This window comes from Marinobacter sp. V032, assembly GCF_052645435.1.
This window is the reverse complement of record NZ_JBQXYE010000003.1, coordinates 328,655-345,196: the sequence shown is the minus strand read 5'-3', so window position 1 is coordinate 345,196 and position 16,542 is coordinate 328,655. Positions and strand designations below refer to the sequence as shown.

Annotated in this window: 13 protein-coding genes; 10 read left to right on the top strand and 3 right to left on the bottom strand. The window is 57.0% G+C overall.

Translation table 11 applies throughout. The features are described from left to right. Positions 1-5: 5 nt before the first annotated feature. The gene (locus tag ACUN9X_RS15365; protein ID WP_445473663.1) at positions 6-770 is read right to left on the bottom strand and encodes a pseudouridine synthase; all 765 of its coding nucleotides are present in this window, start codon (positions 768-770) and stop codon (positions 6-8) included. A gap of 101 nt (positions 771-871) precedes the next feature. On the opposite strand from ACUN9X_RS15365, the gene ACUN9X_RS15360 reads away from it, so the two are divergent. Continuing rightward, on the top strand, positions 872-2,812 hold the full coding sequence (locus tag ACUN9X_RS15360) for a DUF294 nucleotidyltransferase-like domain-containing protein (protein ID WP_445473662.1): 1,941 nt from the start codon (positions 872-874) through the stop codon (positions 2,810-2,812). An 8-nt stretch (positions 2,813-2,820) separates the two neighbouring features. Further along, complete coding sequence (locus ACUN9X_RS15355; protein WP_445473661.1) at positions 2,821-3,549, top strand: 3'-5' exonuclease; 729 nt, start codon at positions 2,821-2,823, stop codon at positions 3,547-3,549. Positions 3,550-3,567: 18 nt separating this feature from the next. Here the strand turns inward: ACUN9X_RS15355 and ACUN9X_RS15350 are convergent, their stop codons facing one another. Then, a complete protein-coding gene (locus ACUN9X_RS15350; protein WP_445473660.1) occupies positions 3,568-3,993 on the bottom strand; it encodes a thiol-disulfide oxidoreductase DCC family protein in 426 nt (141 codons plus the stop codon). Positions 3,994-4,122: 129 nt separating this feature from the next. Between ACUN9X_RS15350 and ACUN9X_RS15345 the strand changes: the two genes are divergently transcribed. The 6 genes from ACUN9X_RS15345 to ACUN9X_RS15320 all read left to right on the top strand — a co-directional run bounded on the left by ACUN9X_RS15345 (position 4,123) and on the right by ACUN9X_RS15320 (position 12,837). Further along, positions 4,123-5,064, top strand: coding sequence for an alpha/beta fold hydrolase (locus ACUN9X_RS15345; RefSeq protein ID WP_445473659.1), 942 nt, complete (start codon positions 4,123-4,125; stop codon positions 5,062-5,064). A gap of 200 nt (positions 5,065-5,264) precedes the next feature. After that, the gene (locus tag ACUN9X_RS15340) at positions 5,265-6,890 is read left to right on the top strand and encodes a methyl-accepting chemotaxis protein (RefSeq protein ID WP_445473658.1); all 1,626 of its coding nucleotides are present in this window, start codon (positions 5,265-5,267) and stop codon (positions 6,888-6,890) included. A gap of 276 nt (positions 6,891-7,166) precedes the next feature. Beyond that, positions 7,167-8,363 carry a thiamine pyrophosphate-dependent dehydrogenase E1 component subunit alpha gene (locus ACUN9X_RS15335; RefSeq protein WP_445473657.1) on the top strand — a complete coding sequence of 399 codons (1,197 nt, stop codon included), beginning with the start codon at positions 7,167-7,169 and terminating at the stop codon, positions 8,361-8,363. A 1-nt stretch (position 8,364) separates the two neighbouring features. Then, on the top strand, positions 8,365-9,342 hold the full coding sequence (locus tag ACUN9X_RS15330; protein ID WP_445473656.1) for an alpha-ketoacid dehydrogenase subunit beta: 978 nt from the start codon (positions 8,365-8,367) through the stop codon (positions 9,340-9,342). 26 nt (positions 9,343-9,368) lie between these two features. Beyond that, on the top strand, positions 9,369-10,985 hold the full coding sequence (locus tag ACUN9X_RS15325; RefSeq protein ID WP_445473655.1) for a dihydrolipoyllysine-residue acetyltransferase: 1,617 nt from the start codon (positions 9,369-9,371) through the stop codon (positions 10,983-10,985). 4 nt (positions 10,986-10,989) lie between these two features. Then, positions 10,990-12,837, top strand: coding sequence for a protein kinase domain-containing protein (locus tag ACUN9X_RS15320; protein ID WP_445473654.1), 1,848 nt, complete (start codon positions 10,990-10,992; stop codon positions 12,835-12,837). A gap of 2 nt (positions 12,838-12,839) precedes the next feature. Here the strand turns inward: ACUN9X_RS15320 and ACUN9X_RS15315 are convergent, their stop codons facing one another. After that, positions 12,840-13,730 (bottom strand): LysR family transcriptional regulator, encoded by an 891-nt coding sequence (locus ACUN9X_RS15315; protein ID WP_260034536.1) that lies wholly within the window; start codon positions 13,728-13,730, stop codon positions 12,840-12,842. 193 nt (positions 13,731-13,923) lie between these two features. Between ACUN9X_RS15315 and ACUN9X_RS15310 the strand changes: the two genes are divergently transcribed. Next, positions 13,924-15,111: an acyl-CoA dehydrogenase gene (locus ACUN9X_RS15310; RefSeq protein ID WP_260034534.1), complete on the top strand. Its 1,188-nt coding sequence runs from the start codon at positions 13,924-13,926 to the stop codon at positions 15,109-15,111. A gap of 96 nt (positions 15,112-15,207) precedes the next feature. Then, positions 15,208-16,467 (top strand): CaiB/BaiF CoA transferase family protein, encoded by a 1,260-nt coding sequence (locus ACUN9X_RS15305; protein ID WP_445473653.1) that lies wholly within the window; start codon positions 15,208-15,210, stop codon positions 16,465-16,467. Positions 16,468-16,542: the final 75 nt, after the last annotated feature.

Here is a 16,542-nt window from a genome sequence, read left to right as displayed (position 1 = left end):
TCGGGTCAGAACCGGCTGCGCAGTATAGCCCCCCAGCCCAGGTGATCGGCCACTGCGACAAAACCGGCCTCAGGCATCACCGATAACATCAGGCGCTCGCCGGTCACCGGATGATCCAGCGCCATATCGGTTGCAGCCAGCAACAACCGGGCCTCGCCAAAATGATGGGCAAAGAAACGATTATGCCGACCACGGCCGTGATTGGCGTCGCCGATGATGGGGTGACTGATGTGTTTCATGTGACGGCGCAGTTGATGTTTACGCCCGGTCTGCGGTGACAACGCCATCAGCGCATAGCGGCTGGTGGGATAACCTTCAATCTCAAACGGCAACTCGCCCGTGCCCAGGCACTGAAAATCAGTGACCGCATCCCGCGACACCTGAGGCTGATGTTTCTGCCGCCGGTCCTCCGGCTCATCCCGCAACGCGTAATCAATGCGCCCTTCGTCGGCCGGCCAGCCTCGCACGATGGCCAGATACGTCTTTTTGACCTGCCGTCCCATCATCTGTTCGCCCAGTTGGCGTGCGATATCCGGACTGCGGGCAAACAGCAACAGCCCAGAGGTTGGCCGATCAAGCCGATGCACGGGGTACACGTGGTCACCACCATTGAGTGCCCGGGCATATTGCAGTGCAAATTCGGTTTCATGGCGATCAATCGGACTGCGGTGCACCAGCAGGCCGGCCGGCTTATGCACCGCAAGCAAGGCATCGTCCTGATAGAGCAGTGTCAGGGGATTGGATGGCACTGCCGGTTCAGTTACGGTCACAAGTCGTTCCTGTTGTCATACGCTAAAGACCCCGGATTGAGCATAATCATCAAACTCTGCCAGAATGACATCACAACCCTGCGCAAGGACACCGAAGCACAATGGCCGTGAAAACTCCGGGTAATCCGACCGACAACCTGCAAGTTGAGCAAATGGAAGTGCGCGAGCATCTGTCGCGGTTTGCGCCGTTCGATCACCTTCCGGAAGAGACCCTCAGCCAACTCGCAATGAATGTTGAAGTCGCCTACTTCAGGGCAGGGTCGACCATTCTGACCTATGGCCAGGGGATCAAAGACCTTCACTTCATTCGCAGCGGCGCGGTGGAAGTCTACCTGCGCAACGGCGATCTCTACAATCGCCTGGCAGAGGGGGACATTTTCGGTCAGCTGGGCATGATGCACAAAAAGAAAGTGCGTTTCCCCGCCACAGCCATCGAAGACACCCTGATTTACCTGATTCCCGATGCCCTGTTTACCGAACTTTGGGCCAATGACGAAGACTTCGCCGACTTTGTAGAAACCGAAGACCAGTCCCGCCTGCGAGCGGCGGTATCAAAGCAGGAAGCAGACAACCCCCTGATGACCTCCCGGGTTGCCCGGCTCATACCGAGAGCGCCGGTCACCGCTTCCTCCTCCGTTTCAATCCGCGAGGCCGCCTCGCTGATGACTGAAGAGCATGTGTCTGCACTCGTGCTATTGCATCCCGGCGCTGATATCGAACAGAACTGGCAGCCGGGTGATCCGCCGTTGGTCGCCGGCATCATTACCGATCGCGACCTGCGCACCCGTGCACTGGCACCGGGGTTGCCTTACGACACCCCGGTGAGCGAGATCATGTCGTCGGATATCGTGTATATCCCGTCTGACGCTTTCGTGTTCGAGGCCATGCTCACCATGCTCCGACACAATGTCCACCACTTGCCGGTGCTGCAGAAACACAAGCCGGTCGGCGTTATCGGGCTATCTGACATTGTCCAGTATGAGTCCCAGAGCGGGCTGTATCTGGTCAGCAACATTCATCAGCAAACCAGCGTTTCAGGTTTGAAGAGCCTGTCCAAAGATGTGCGGGCAACTTTCGTTCGCATGGTCAACGAAGGGGCAAATTCACACATGGTGGGCAGCGCCATGGCGGGCATTGGTCGTGCCATCTCCCAGCGTTTGCTCGAACTGGGCGAAGAGAAGCTCGGGCCGCCACCTGTGCCCTACTGTTTTATGGCACTGGGGTCGATGGCCCGGGACGAACAACTGATCGTCACCGATCAGGACAATGCCCTGATTCTCGACGACAGTTTTGATCCCAATCAGCACGACGCCTATTTTCTCGAGCTGGCCACATTCGTCAGCGATGGTCTGGCCGCCTGCGGCTACACCTATTGCACCGGCGATATCATGGCGACCAACCCGAAATGGCGCCAGCCACTGAAAGTGTGGAAAGAATACTTCACTGAGTGGATCAGAAACCCCAGCGCCCAGGCGCTGCTGCACAGTGCCATCTTTTTTGATCTGGATGGTATTGCCGGCGAAATCGAGTTTGCTGAAACGCTGAAAACACTCGTGGCCGAGCGGGCGAAGCGCGACGCCGTCTTTCTCGCGTATCTTTCACGTGCGGCACTCAACCGCACGCCGCCACTCGGCTTCTTCCGCGATTTTGTAATGGAGAAAGACGGCAAGCACAATAACTCGATCAACCTGAAACGCCGGGGCACTGCACCGCTTTCAGACCTGATTCGAGTGCACGCGCTGGCCTGTGGATCCAGGGCCCAGAATACCTTCGATCGCCTGAATGCCATCGCTGAAACCAAACTGCTCGGGGATGGTGTTGCCAATAACCTGCGGGATGCGCTGGAGTTTCTAGCCATTGTGCGGATCCGTCACCAGGCGATGGACGTTGAAGCAGGCCGCGATCCTGATAACAACATTGAACCCGAGAATCTCAGTCCGTTTGAGCGACGCAACCTCAAGGATGCATTCCTGGTGCTGAGCAACGCCCAGAAATTCCTTCGCCATCGCTACCACGCCAGTAGCGGCGGCATTATCAACTGAACCCGTCTATGTCCCAGAACACGCCTGACAACGCCGCTTCGGGAACGCCTGAATGGCCAACCCGGTTTGCCGAACTGGCCCAGTCAGCCCAGGATACCCGGCTTATCCGTTACTACAGCGCAGGCTGTGTATCCGGCGATACGCCTATTGGGGACACCCCGATGGTGTCACTCGATTTCGAGACAACCGGCCTGGACCCGTCCTTCCACTCGATTGTCAGTATCGGCCTGGTGCCGTTTGATGCCCAAAGGATTCGCTGCCGGGAATCCCGGCACTGGATTGTGCGTCCTGTGTTGCCATTGCATCGTGAGTCCGTCACCTTTCACGGCATCACTCACTCGGAAATCAGCGCGGCACCCGATCTGCGAGAGATCCTGGATGAAGTGCTGGAAGCTTTAGCCGGCAAGATTGTGGTGGTGCACTATCGCAGTATTGAGCGTCAGTTTCTGGACCAGGCTCTGCGCTGGCGACTGAACGAAGGCATAGAGTTCCCAGTGATCGATACCATGGCACTTGAAGCCCGGTTGCATCGTAACAAACGGCCAGGCCTGCTGGACTGGGTGCGCAAACGCAAGCCTGTATCGATCAGGCTTGCTGACAGCCGAACCCGCTACGGCCTGCCCTACTACGCGCCTCACCATGCGCTCACTGATGCGCTGGCAACGGCCGAGTTACTCCAGGCCCAGCTGCAATATCACTACTCGCCGGAGACGCCACTGCGGGAGTTGTGGTACTGAGACCCGGGCTTTTAAGCGCTAGTCCAGAAACCGGCCCCGATCCTCTGCACGGGGAATCGAGCATTGGTCATACCGGCCAAACCATTGATACCGGCGCTTGCCAATCGCATCATAAACGGCGTCCCGCAGCCGGCGGGGTATCCATTTCAGTACGCCAAGCCAGCACCAGGGCGCAGGCAGCGCCGCCAGAATCCCCAATACAGCGTCACTGCGCCGGTAAGCGTGATCACCAGCGACCAGCACGACGCTGTCCAGTTCATCGGTGGACAAGCCAAAGTGCCGGAATATGCGCTCGCCCGTCGCCGACTGGATATGACACAGCACAAACCGATGCTGCCGGTCGTGACGCATGACAAAACGGCTCCAGAAATTGCAGAAGGCACAGACGCCGTCAAACAGAATCACCTGTTTGTCCGCCGGTATATCAGCTGATTTCGGGTTCATTCCCACTCCTGGCCTATCGCTATTGAGCTTTCAGGTAACCACAACGGTTCATCGCTGACCTTAACACGCCAAAGAAAGGCCCATCCTGCCCACGCTCAAAATCTCGAGGCACGGTAAGGTACAGGCTAAATGCGAGTAAAAGAGGCACCGAAAATGGCAAGGCAGCAGCAATGGGTAAACAGCGACGGCACACGACTTAACGTTGTCACCGAAGGTCATCCGGCGTCGCCTGTCATTGTGCTGGTGCACGGGTATCCCGATAACCTGACCGTATGGGACAAGGTCGCCGAGACGCTCTCAGCCCAGTGGTATGTTATCCGCTACGACGTGCGCGGCGCGGGCCGCTCCGATCGCCCGGCCCGCTCATCCGCATACCGGCTACCACAGCTTTCCCGGGATCTGGAAGCGGTTGTAGATGCGGTAATCCCCGATCAGACGTTTCACCTTGCCGGCCACGACTGGGGCTCCATTCAAAGCTGGGAATCTGTGACCTCGGGTCCACTACAAGAACGAATCCAGTCCTACACCACCATCTCCGGCCCCTGCCTGGACCATGTCGGTTACTGGATGCGCAAACGCTTCAGGCAACCATCGGTCAAACGTGCACGGCAACTAGCGAAACAAATGGCCAGCTCCTGGTATATCGCCGCATTCCATGTTCCGCTGCTGGCCCCGTTACTCTGGACAGGGTTTGTAGGCAAACGCTGGGATCAATATCTTGCCCGAACAGAACAGGTCACTGAGATATCCGACAACCCCTGGCAAACTGCCGATGGACGCGATGGTGTTCGCCTGTATCGCGCCAACATGCTGCCGCGCCTGACTCGCCCCAACCTGCGCTACGCCCGCTGTCCGGTGCAACTGATCGTGCCCGAAAACGATCGTTATGTCGGCACCCAGCTCGCTGAAGACCTCAACAAATGGGTACCTGAACTCTACCGCCGCGATATAGAAGCGGGTCATTGGGTGCTGCTGACACAGCCAGCCCGGATTGCCGGTTTCATTGACCAGTTTGCGCGGCGTTATGAGGGCGCTGTTGTTCAAACAGGGCTGGAAGAGATTCGGGTTTAACAGGACGGGACCGCTAAACATATTGAGAGCGCTCAAATGGGGCGCTCAACAACTTCCACCGATGCAAATCCCCCATTAACAGTTTCTACACCAAAAAAAACACGCAGTTGGCCGGCAATCGACCTAAACTGTCATCGAGCTTTATAAGCTCCTGCACCGCAGACATTACCTCTTCCCGCCCTAACTCTGGAGCACACTCGATGCAGTGGTATTCCCGTAGCATCCTCAACCGGATTCTTTCCGTTGTTCTCGCCATCAATTTACTGATTGCAGCCGTCGCCGGTTACTATTTTGTGTATACCATCGAGGTAAAGGATAGCTACTCTTCGTTAGCATCTGATGATCTTGGGCAGGCAATCACCTCGCTGGACGTGCTCACTGATTTCAAGACGCAGGTTCAGGAATGGAAGAACGTGCTGATCAGGGGCGGGGACACCAGCCAGCGAGAGAAATACTGGGCGCGTTTCAAAGATACTGAAGCCAACATCCAAGATGAGCTCAAGAGCTTGATTCCTGAGGTCACCAATGCCGAGGCGAAATCGCTTCTGCAACGTTTTCAGTCCGCGCACAAAAAAATGGGCGACAGCTACCGCGACGGATATCAATCGTTTATCAACTCCGGCTTTGACGCCTCTGCCGGCGATACGGCTGTGCAAGGCATCGATCGGGAGCCAGCCGAGCTGATTGAAAAGGCCACCGAATCGATTCGTAAAGCTGCCGATGCGCATCTCGAAAAGCTAAACGAAGAGGTCACTGACAGAACATTCTTCACCGGTTCACTACTCATGCTGGCGATTGTGACTGGAACCATCGTCTGCGTGCTCGTGTTGCTGCGCTCGATTATTACGCCTACGCGCACTCTGATCGCGAACATCCAGAAACTCGGTAATGGCGATACCACTGAGGCTGTGACGATCAAGCGATCTGACGAACTGGGGCGTCTGGCCGATGCAGCGCGCCAGCTGCATGAGTTTCTGGTCACCACCAGCGTTTTGCTATCGGACAATGCCGGCAAATTGAACACCACCCGCGAGACCATCAGAGACAGTGCCAGCCAGGTATCCGACCAATCGCAGGATGCCCATGAACGCATTGACCAGATCGCCACGGCGATGAATGAGATGTCAGCGACTGCGCAGGATGTTGCGCAACACGCCGCCACTGTGGCCAGCCAGGTACAGGAAACGTCCGCCCAGACTGACGACGCCGATCAACAGATACACAAAGCCGTCAACAGCATGGAAAGACTGATCGCGCAGATCAAATCATCCAGTGAAACCGTTGCGCGCCTTGCCGACAGCAGCCAGAAAGTCGGCAAGGTTATGGAAGTCATTCGCGAAATAGCGGATCAGACCAACCTGCTCGCACTGAACGCGGCCATTGAAGCCGCCCGGGCTGGCGAAGCCGGACGCGGCTTTGCGGTAGTCGCAGATGAAGTGCGAACACTGGCTTCCAAAACACAGGACGCCACAGTCGAAATCGACAAAATCATCGAATCGATCAGCTCCGGTTCGCGGGATGCGGTCGAGTTCATGCAGGCCAGTGAAATCGTCGGCCAGGAGAGCAGCGAAGCTGTGATCGCCGTTCGGCAAACGCTTGGCGGAATACACGAACGCATGACGCGAATCAACGAAGCGACGGTTCAGGTCGCGACTGCAGCCGAAGAACAAACCAGCGTGTGCGAAGAAATTAACCGTAACGTTTCAGATGTCGCGGAAATTTCGGTGACCATGAGTGAAGTGGCACAGAGCAATCTGGCAACAGTGCCTGAGCTTGAGCATATGGCGCAGGAAGCGAATCAGTTGGCGGCTCGTATCAAGCGCTAGTATCCATAGAAACATGGCCTCTCGCACACGGACCATCACCCGCGAGAGGCCTTTTAGCTCCGGCCACCGGAGTGTCACACTGATATAATTGCGCCTCTAAAAAAAATACAATACGTCGCCTTTTTGAGCCTACCCTTCTCTTCCACTTTACGTTAAGGTCAACCTTTACCATTTCTGCACAGGTTCACCCAACCGCCGCAGATTGGCTAAGATATAGACAATGGCGCCCCCACAAAGGGTGCTCGTTCCTCAAGCCATCACCCCAGGAAGAGGATTATGACAACAACAAAATCCAAAGTTGTTTACTCCCCGACATTCACTGACGGTGCGGAGTTTCAGATTCCCACCTTCAAGTTATTGAAGCAGGACGGTTCGCTCTATAAAGGCGGCAAAGCCCCTGCCCTCAAAAAAGACAAAGCCCTGCGCATCTACAAGGCCATGGTGACCACCCGGGTGCTGGATGAGCGTATGCTCGCCGCGCAGCGTCAGGGGCGCCTCAGCTTTTACATGCAGTGCACCGGTGAGGAAGCCTCTGTTGTAGGCAGCACCGCAGCGCTGGATGATGCTGACATGATCATGGCGCAGTACCGTGAGCAAGGGTCGCTGGCCTATCGTGGTTTCACCATCGACGAGTTCATGAACCAGCTGTTCGGCAACGAGATGGATTACGGCAAGGGCCGCCAGATGCCGGTGCATTACGGCTCAAGCAAGCTCAATTACATGACCATCTCGTCGCCCCTGGCCACCCAGATTCCCCAGGCGACCGGTTATGCCTATGGCCAGAAGCTGGCAGGCAAAGGTCACTGCACCATTACCTATTTCGGCGAAGGCGCCGCCTCGGAAGGCGATTTCCACGCCGCGCTGAACATGGCGACGGTGCACCGCGTGCCGGTTATTTTCCTGTGTCGTAACAATGGGTATGCGATCTCCACCCCGTCGGTTGAGCAGTTTGCCGCTGACGGTGTCGCTCCGCGTGCCTACGGCTACAAGATGGATGTGATCCGGGTTGACGGTAACGACATTCTGGCCGTTTACGAAGCCACCCAGGCAGCCCGTAAAATGGCGGTGGAAGAAAATCGCCCGGTGCTGATTGAAGCCATGACCTACCGGCTCGCGGCGCACTCGTCATCAGATGATCCATCCGGTTATCGCAGTAAAGATGAAGAAGCCGTGTGGCGTGAGAAGGACCCCATCCTGAGGATGCAGCGCTGGCTGCAAAAGAAGAAGTGGTGGAGCGAAGACGAAGAGAAGCAACTCCAGGAAGGCCTGCGCAAGGAAGTGCTGGAAACCATGAAGCGCGCCCAGAAGCGATCACCACCGCCTCTGGAGTCCCTCATCACTGACGTGTATGACCAGGTGCCTCCCGCTCTGAACGCACAGTTCGAGAAGCTGAAGACACATATCCGCAAGTATCCGGAGGCGTATCCGAAGAGCGCCAACGACGCGGCGATCACGTCGAAAGGAGGGGCATAACATGGCGAAGATGAACATGCTGCAGGCCATCAATGATGCGCTTGATATCGCGATGGCCGCGAATGACAAAGTTTTGTGTTTCGGTGAAGACGTGGGGGTTTTTGGCGGTGTTTTTCGCGCCACCAGTAACCTGCAACAGAAGTACGGTAAAGACCGCTGCTTCAATACACCGCTGGTTGAGCAAGGCATCATCGGTTTTGCTAATGGCCTGGCCGCTCAGGGCTCCGTGCCAGTCGCCGAGATCCAGTTTGCGGATTATATCTTTCCGGCGTTTGACCAGATCGTTAACGAATCGGCCAAGTTCCGCTATCGCTCCGGCGATCTGTTCAACGTGGGCGGGCTGACCATTCGTGCGCCCTACGGCGGCGGCATTGCCGGTGGTCTGTATCACTCCCAGTCACCGGAAGCCTATTTTGCCCACACGCCGGGTCTGAAAATCGTGGTGCCGCGTAATCCGCATCAGGCCAAAGGCCTGCTTTTAGGCTCGATTCATGACCCCAACCCTACCCTGTTTTTCGAGCCCAAGCGGCTGTATCGCGCCTCTGTCGGCGAAGTGCCGGAAGGCGAGTACCAGCTGCCAATAGGTGAAGCGGAAGTCCTCAAGGAAGGCTCTGACATCACGGTTCTGGGCTGGGGCGCACAGATGGAAGTCATCGAACAGGCTGTCGAGATGGCTGAAAAAGAAGGCATCTCCTGCGAAGTCATCGACCTGCGCACGATTCTGCCCTGGGATGTGGAAACGGTTGCCGAATCGGTACTCAAGACCGGGCGACTGGTCGTCACTCACGAAGCCCCGCTGACCGGCGGCTTTGCCGGTGAAATCGCGGCTACGATTCAGGAACGCTGCTTCCTCTATCTGGAATCTCCGATCGCACGGGTTACGGGGATGGATACTCCCTTCCCGCTGGTGCTGGAAAAAGAGCACTTCCCCAACCACCTGAAGGTCTATGAGGCCATCAGGGAAAGCGTCGAATTCTAGATTGATATCAGGACAGGAGAGTAACCATGAGTGATTTTATTCTGCCCGATATCGGCGAAGGTATCGTGGAGTGCGAGCTGGTCAAATGGCTGGTGAGCGAAGGTGACATGATCGAAGAAGATCAGCCTGTTGCCGAAGTGATGACCGACAAGGCGCTGGTCGAAATCCCCGCCCCCTACAAAGGCCGCGTGACGCGTCTTTATCATAAGGAAGGCGACATTGCGAAAGTCCACGCTCCTTTATTCGAGTTGGTGGAAGAAGGCGGCGAACAGAACAGTGCCAGCGAGACAAAACCTGAGGCCGCACCTGCAAAACAGGATGCCACGGCGGCTGACGACAAGCAGCCAGAAGCCGAACACCAGGGCGAGACAGTCGCACACGACGATGGCGAAACCGAAGATTTTATCCTGCCGGATATCGGCGAAGGTATCGTCGAGTGCGAAGTGGTGGAATGGCGTATTGCCGAAGGCGATGAAATCGAGGAAGACCAGCCGGTTGTGGATGTGATGACCGACAAGGCCATGGTCGAGATCACCGCGCCCAAAGCCGGCCGCGTGACCCAGCTCTATTACCAGAAAGAGACGCTGGCCAAGGTGCACTCGCCGCTGTTTGCGTTTATTCCCCGTGAACGGGACGATGCTCCCGCTCCCGCAGCAAAACAGACTGCACCTTCAAAAAGCGCAGAAACTGCTCCCGCGACGGCTTCAAAATCAACATCATCCAACGACCGACAGCGCATTCCGGCAAGCCCGGCAGTTCGTCGGCTGGTGCGGGAGCATGAACTGACGCTGGCCAATATCGACGGTTCAGGCAAAGACGGGCGGGTACTGAAAGCAGACGTACTGGCCCACCTCGAAAAGCCCGCCGATACCGCTAAAGCAGGCCAGAGCAGCGATGCCACAACCACGCGTTCTCGCCGCGCCCCACAGCAGGATCACGAAGTTCGGGTTGAACCGATCCGTGGCATGCAGGCGGCGATGGCCAAACGTATGGTGCAATCCGCTTCGACCATTCCTCACTTCAATTTCAGTGAAGATATCGATGTCACGGACCTGCTGGCACTGCGTCAGCAACTCAAGCCCGAAGCAGAAGCCCGTAATACGCGACTAACGCTGATGCCGTTCATCATGAAGGCGATGGCGCTGGCTGTTCAGGAATTCCCGATTCTCAACAGCCGCATCAATGATGACGTCACCGAGATTCACTACCAGCCCCAATGCAATATCGGCATGGCGGTGGACAGCAAGATCGGCCTGATCGTGCCCAATGTAAAAGGCGTTGAGCAGCTCACCCTGCTGGAAGTGGCCGATGAGGTCGCCCGCCTGACCGAAGCGGCCCGTGAAGGCCGTGTCAGCCAGGAAGATCTGAAAGGCGGCACCATCACCATATCCAACATCGGCGCGTTGGGTGGCACATATGCGGCGCCCATTATCAATCCGCCGGAGGTGGCGATCGTGGCGCTGGGCCGCACCCAGAAACTGCCGCGTTTCGATGCCAACGGACAGGTGGTTGAGCGTGCGATCATGTCAATCAGTTGGGCGGGCGACCATCGCATTATTGATGGCGGCACCATTGCCCGGTTCAACAATCTGTGGAAAAGCTATCTTGAGTCGCCACAGTCCATGCTGCTGCACTTGAGCTGATTGCATGGCGCCACCTTCTCAGCCTTCACAGCTACAGCAGTTCTACATCCCGGAAGAGCAGTCGATTTATCTGCTCAGCCACGACGATGCGAGAAAGCTGAAGGATTGGGTGGCGCTCTGCACGGACCAGCTCCGGCAACTGGGTTACCACGATATCGAAATGATCGGCAAAGGCGCCTACGGTTTTGTGTTTTCAGGCCGGCCGGCACTGGAGCGTGCAGGTGAGACCGAACACGTGTTCAAGTTCACCCGCATCAACCTGCCCCAACACCTGCAAGACCGGCTCGAAGACGAGGCCTATATTCTGGAACAGGTGGAGCATCCACGGGTGCCCCGCCTGATCGCCTTTCAGCGGGCCCGCAATCAGCCAATACTGGTAATGGAGCGCGCGGCCGGGCTTAACCTTGAAGAAGTCTCGCTGCTAGAAGGCCGCTTGAAGCCCAGGCTGGTCATTCGTATTGCAGACCAGATCGCCGATATCCTGCGCAACCTGCGCCGCGAAAACGGCCCTTCCGGGCGCCCGATCGTGCACGGCGATATCAAACCGTCCAACCTTGTATTTGATGCGGCGACTGAAAACGTCGCCCTGATCGATTGGGGCTCATCAGTATTTGCTCAACTGGACGCCAATCAGCAGTTCCTCTCCCCCAATGTAATGGAACTGATGTCCGACAACCTCCAGCAAACCAATGCCCGGTTGGGGGATGTCTACTTTATCGGTGACGAGCAGCTCTACGGCGGACTGTCTTCGCCTCGCTTTGACGAACAGGGCGCAGCCGGCACGCTTTACGCCCTCGCATCCGGGCAATCCTGCCGCTTTGGCCACCGGGCAATTCCCGCTTCCGCACTGGGTCTGCCAATGGAGTTTGCCCGCATGCTCGACGGCATGCTCGACCCGGACCCGGAAAAGCGGCGTGAAGCCGGCGATTACTATCTGCGGGAGATGCCCCGACTGGCGCGCACCGTCATGATCGATCTGCCAGAGCCCGCGCCGACACCGCTGGTACCGGTGTGGACCCGGCAATCGGATCGGGAGATCGATACTGTAGTCTACAGTTCGCGCAAATCATTCCTGCGACAGGAAGGCGCCCCAGAGACCCTTAACGACGTCAACGATGTCCAGCTTGATCGCTACTACAAGAACTTCATGCAGGGCATGGGCGAGACCGAGAAAGCGTTTCTCGCGGCGGTGAGCCGACTGGGGCGCTATCCCGTGGAGGGCGGACTTGCGGTGCGCTGGGAGGCCGATGGCATATACGTCGACACGTCGCTGAATCTTCATGACCCGTCACTGAAAACAGCCTTCACCACCGCTGTTAACAACATGGTGAATCTGGCGCAGGCGATCTACCGTCAGGGGATTTTCAAAAGCTGCCTGTTCAACGCCCGCGATACCCTCCACATCGACCGTGATGAGCCAGACCAGCCCTTTGTAGTAACCCCCGACATGCAACTGCCCTATCAGGTCAGCGCGGCGCCGGAAGTGGAAGACCGCTCCCGGGTGCATTCCTACTTCGAAGACGGGCCAGACCCGGAAGAATTCCTGGTCCTGCCCTACACCATTATCAAATCCCTCGAAGCCCTCAACAGCATCCATCACACCGGGATGATTATTTTCGAAGCACTCCCCCGCCACCTGAAAATCCACAGCCACTACCGATTGCTGGACCCGGATAAAGAAGCGGAATTCAGCCAGCGGTTGGACGAAATCCTGTCAGCGGTGAATCAGATTACCGGGCTTGGCGTTTCCGGCTTCATGAAAATGCCCTACAAAGACACCCGGTTCTTCCCGCATATTGAGCGACTGCCCGAGCGGTATTATCCAAGGAATCCAAGAGCCGAAGAGGCGTAGGATCACGCAAACTCCCCTTCACTCAATACCCACTCCCTGAAGCAATTCACTGTCTCGTCATCTTTCCGATGGTCGGGTAGTGCAAAGTAATAGCCGCCACGATTCTGAAAGCTGTGGGAAACCGGCACAATCAATTGCCCGGACTCGAGTTCCCGCTCGATCAGGAACGGTGGTATCAGCGCAATCCCCATCCCGTGAGTCGCCGCTTCTGCAAGCATTGTGAACAACTCATAACGCTGGCCGGACATGTCTCGTTCAACCCGCATATCCAGCGAACGAAACCATTCCCGCCAGGCATACGGACGCGTTGTTTGCTGCAATAGCGGGTAGTTCACGATCTCATCATAGGAAAGCGTGGCTCTGCCTTCGATCAGATCGGGACTGCAGACCGGTACCGGCCGCTCGTGCATGAATAATGTCGTTTCAGTACCCGACCAGGCGCCATCACCAAAATAGATCGCAGCATCAAACGGCGTATCCGAGAACAGGAACGGCCGCGTCTTGTTGGTCATATTAACGGTAATGTGCGGATGCAACGCCTTGAACCGGCGCAAACGGGGAATCAGCCAGCGCGTGCCGAACGTCGGCACAACGGCTAGCTCAAGTGCGTTTTCTGTACCATGATTTCCCATGACGGACAGCGTGTCGCGCTCTATCTCATTCAGCCGCTGAGCCACCTGGCGATGATAGTTGTAACCGGCATCCGTCAGACGCACGCCCTGGCGGCCACGCCGGAACAACTTGACGCCAAGGAACTCCTCCAGCGAAGCAATCTGACGACAGATCGCACTCTGGGTCAGGGACAGCTCCTGGGCAGCCTCGGTAAAGCTGACGTGTCGTGCAGCGGCCTCAAACCCCATCAACACGGTTGTGCTGGGCACCTTGCGACGCATGCCATTTCTCCCGTTATTAATCGATAGCGTTATTATGAAGTGAGTTTTATGCACAATGAAATGAAATATTATCGTTTGAGCCAACACGGGGTAATTCATTAGCATGTTCCAATGCTTAATTTACCAACGATCTCGCGCATTTAATCACCCAGCGAGACACCGCCAACAACATTAAATGTGAGGTTACCGAACAATGAGCCGCCATGAAGCCGAGTTTGACTGGTTAAGCCCCCTTCGCCTGGATGACCAACTGGAAGAAGATGAGCGCATGGTGCGGGATACCGCCCACAACTACGCTCAGGACAAGCTGGCCACCCGCGTACTGGAAGCCTTCCGCCACGAAAAAACCGACCCGGCCATCTTCCGCGAAATGGGCGAACTCGGCCTGCTGGGCGCCACTATTCCTGAAGAATACGGCGGAGCGGGCCTGAACTACGTGTCATATGGTCTGATCGCCCGGGAAGTCGAGCGGGTCGATTCCGGCTACCGCTCCATGATGAGCGTTCAGTCATCACTGGTTATGGTGCCAATTAACGAATTCGGCTCCGAAGAGCAGAAACAGAAGTACCTGCCAAAACTGGCCAGCGGTGAGTGGATCGGCTGTTTCGGCCTGACTGAGCCAAACCACGGCTCTGACCCCGGCAGCATGGAAACCCGCGCCAAGAAAGTCGACGGCGGTTACAAGCTGAGCGGCGCCAAGATCTGGATTACCAACAGCCCTATCGCTGATGTTTTTGTTGTCTGGGGCAAAACCGAAGACGGCAAGATCCGCGGCTTTATCCTCGACAAGGGCATGAAAGGTCTGAGCGCACCCGCGATTCACGGCAAAGTCAGCCTGCGCGCATCGATTACCGGCGAGATCGTGATGGATGAGGTTTTTGTACCTGAAGAAAACCTGCTGCCGGGCGTCACCGGTCTGCGCGGACCTTTCACCTGTCTGAACTCAGCCCGCTACGGTATCGCCTGGGGTGCCCTGGGCTCAGCGGAATTCTGCTGGACCGCGGCGCGCCAGTACGTTCTGGATCGCAAACAGTTCGGGCGCCCTCTTGCTGCTAACCAGCTGATCCAGAAGAAGCTGGCCGATATGCAGACCGAAATCACTCTGGGGCTTCAGGGTTGCCTGCGCCTGGGCCGCATGAAAGATGAACACGCAGCTGCAGTGGAAATCACCTCACTGATGAAGCGCAACTCGTGTGGTAAAGCACTGGATATCGCCCGTACCGCCCGCGACATGCTGGGTGGCAACGGTGTTTCTGACGAATACGGTGTTATTCGCCACATGGTCAACCTGGAAGCCGTCAACACCTACGAGGGCACACACGACGTGCACGCACTGATTCTCGGGCGGGCACAGACCGGTATTCAAGCCTTCACCGGCTGAATCCAGGTTAAGTGATACACCGACAGGCCCCGACCACAGCGCACCATGCTGGTCGGGGCCCGTTTGTGCACCCTCCCATTCGACAGAGGCAGCCCTATGCCCGACCACGCCCCCTCCGGAACCGACACCTCCCGAACCGGCCCTTTAAGCCACCTGACCGTTCTTGATCTCAGCCGCATACTGGCCGGCCCCTGGACCACCCAGATCCTTGCCGACCTCGGCGCCCGCGTTATCAAAATTGAAAGTATTTCCGGCGACGACACACGACGCTGGGGCCCGCCATTTCTCCACAATGAAGCAGAACAGCCTTCAGATGCCGCCTACTTCACCTGCTGCAACCGCAACAAGGAGTCTGTCTGCGTCGATTTTTCCAATCCGGAAGGCGCCGAGCTGATACGTACACTCGCCAAGTCAGCGGATATCCTGGTCGAGAACTTCAAAGTTGACGGCCTGAAAAAGTACGGGCTGGACTACGCCAGCTTGCACAAGATGAATCCGAGACTGGTGTACTGCTCAATTACCGGCTTTGGCCAGACCGGCCCCTACTCTGCCCGTGCAGGCTACGATTTCCTGATTCAGGGCATGGGTGGGTTGATGAGCATTACCGGACAGCCTGAAACTGCAGCGCAACCAGCCGAACCTCTGAAAACCGGCGTTGCGATCGCAGATGAGTTCACCGGCATGTACGCCGCCACTTCGATATTGGCCGCTATTGCCCACCGGGATCGCACCGGCGAAGGTCAGCATATCGACTGCGCCCTGTTCGACTGCCAGGTCGCCATGCTTGCCAATCAGGGTTCTAACTGGCTCGTGGGCAAACGCACCCCTCGTCCTATGGGAAACAACCATCCCAATCTGGTGCCGTATCGCGCATACCCAGTGCAAGACGGCCACGTGATTATCGCCTGCGGCAACGATCGTCAGTTTCAGTCGCTCTGCAATGTTCTGGAACTCAGCACGATTGGCACAGATCCGCAGTTCCAGACAAACGCCAATCGTGTAGCCAACCGCGATCAACTGGAATCCATACTGGAAGATCGCCTCTCTCACTACTCCCGAGAACAGATCATCAAAGCTCTGGAAGCCGCCAGCGTGCCCTGCGGCCCCATTAACACAATTCCGGACGTCTTCGATGATCCACAAGTGGCAGCCCGCGAGATGGTCGTCCCCATGACCCGGAGCGATGGTTCTGACATTCCGACCGTCGCCTACCCCGCCAAGTTCAGCGCGACACCTGCAACCTATCGCTCAGCGCCGCCCAAGCTCGGCGATCATACAAGGGCGTTGCTGGAGCATGACCTGAACCTGGACGCCCGCTCGATCGAGGCATTAGTGCAGGCAGGCGTCGTCGCGTAGCAGGTTGCTCTACCCTCGACAGTTTGCATCCCCAGGCCGGTATCGCTACATTCCCATAGCGCCAAGGATTGGCGT

Coding starts and splice junctions, on each gene's coding strand:
- ACUN9X_RS15330 (WP_445473656.1), top strand. CDS start 8,365: ATGGCGAAGATGAACATGCTGCAGGCCATCAATGATGCGCTTGATATC.
- ACUN9X_RS15355 (WP_445473661.1), top strand. CDS start 2,821: ATGTCCCAGAACACGCCTGACAACGCCGCTTCGGGAACGCCTGAATGG.
- ACUN9X_RS15335 (WP_445473657.1), top strand. CDS start 7,167: ATGACAACAACAAAATCCAAAGTTGTTTACTCCCCGACATTCACTGAC.
- ACUN9X_RS15340 (WP_445473658.1), top strand. CDS start 5,265: ATGCAGTGGTATTCCCGTAGCATCCTCAACCGGATTCTTTCCGTTGTT.
- ACUN9X_RS15305 (WP_445473653.1), top strand. CDS start 15,208: ATGCCCGACCACGCCCCCTCCGGAACCGACACCTCCCGAACCGGCCCT.
- ACUN9X_RS15345 (WP_445473659.1), top strand. CDS start 4,123: ATGCGAGTAAAAGAGGCACCGAAAATGGCAAGGCAGCAGCAATGGGTA.
- ACUN9X_RS15350 (WP_445473660.1), bottom strand. CDS start 3,993: ATGAACCCGAAATCAGCTGATATACCGGCGGACAAACAGGTGATTCTG.
- ACUN9X_RS15360 (WP_445473662.1), top strand. CDS start 872: ATGGCCGTGAAAACTCCGGGTAATCCGACCGACAACCTGCAAGTTGAG.
- ACUN9X_RS15320 (WP_445473654.1), top strand. CDS start 10,990: ATGGCGCCACCTTCTCAGCCTTCACAGCTACAGCAGTTCTACATCCCG.
- ACUN9X_RS15310 (WP_260034534.1), top strand. CDS start 13,924: ATGAGCCGCCATGAAGCCGAGTTTGACTGGTTAAGCCCCCTTCGCCTG.
- ACUN9X_RS15315 (WP_260034536.1), bottom strand. CDS start 13,730: ATGCGTCGCAAGGTGCCCAGCACAACCGTGTTGATGGGGTTTGAGGCC.
- ACUN9X_RS15325 (WP_445473655.1), top strand. CDS start 9,369: ATGAGTGATTTTATTCTGCCCGATATCGGCGAAGGTATCGTGGAGTGC.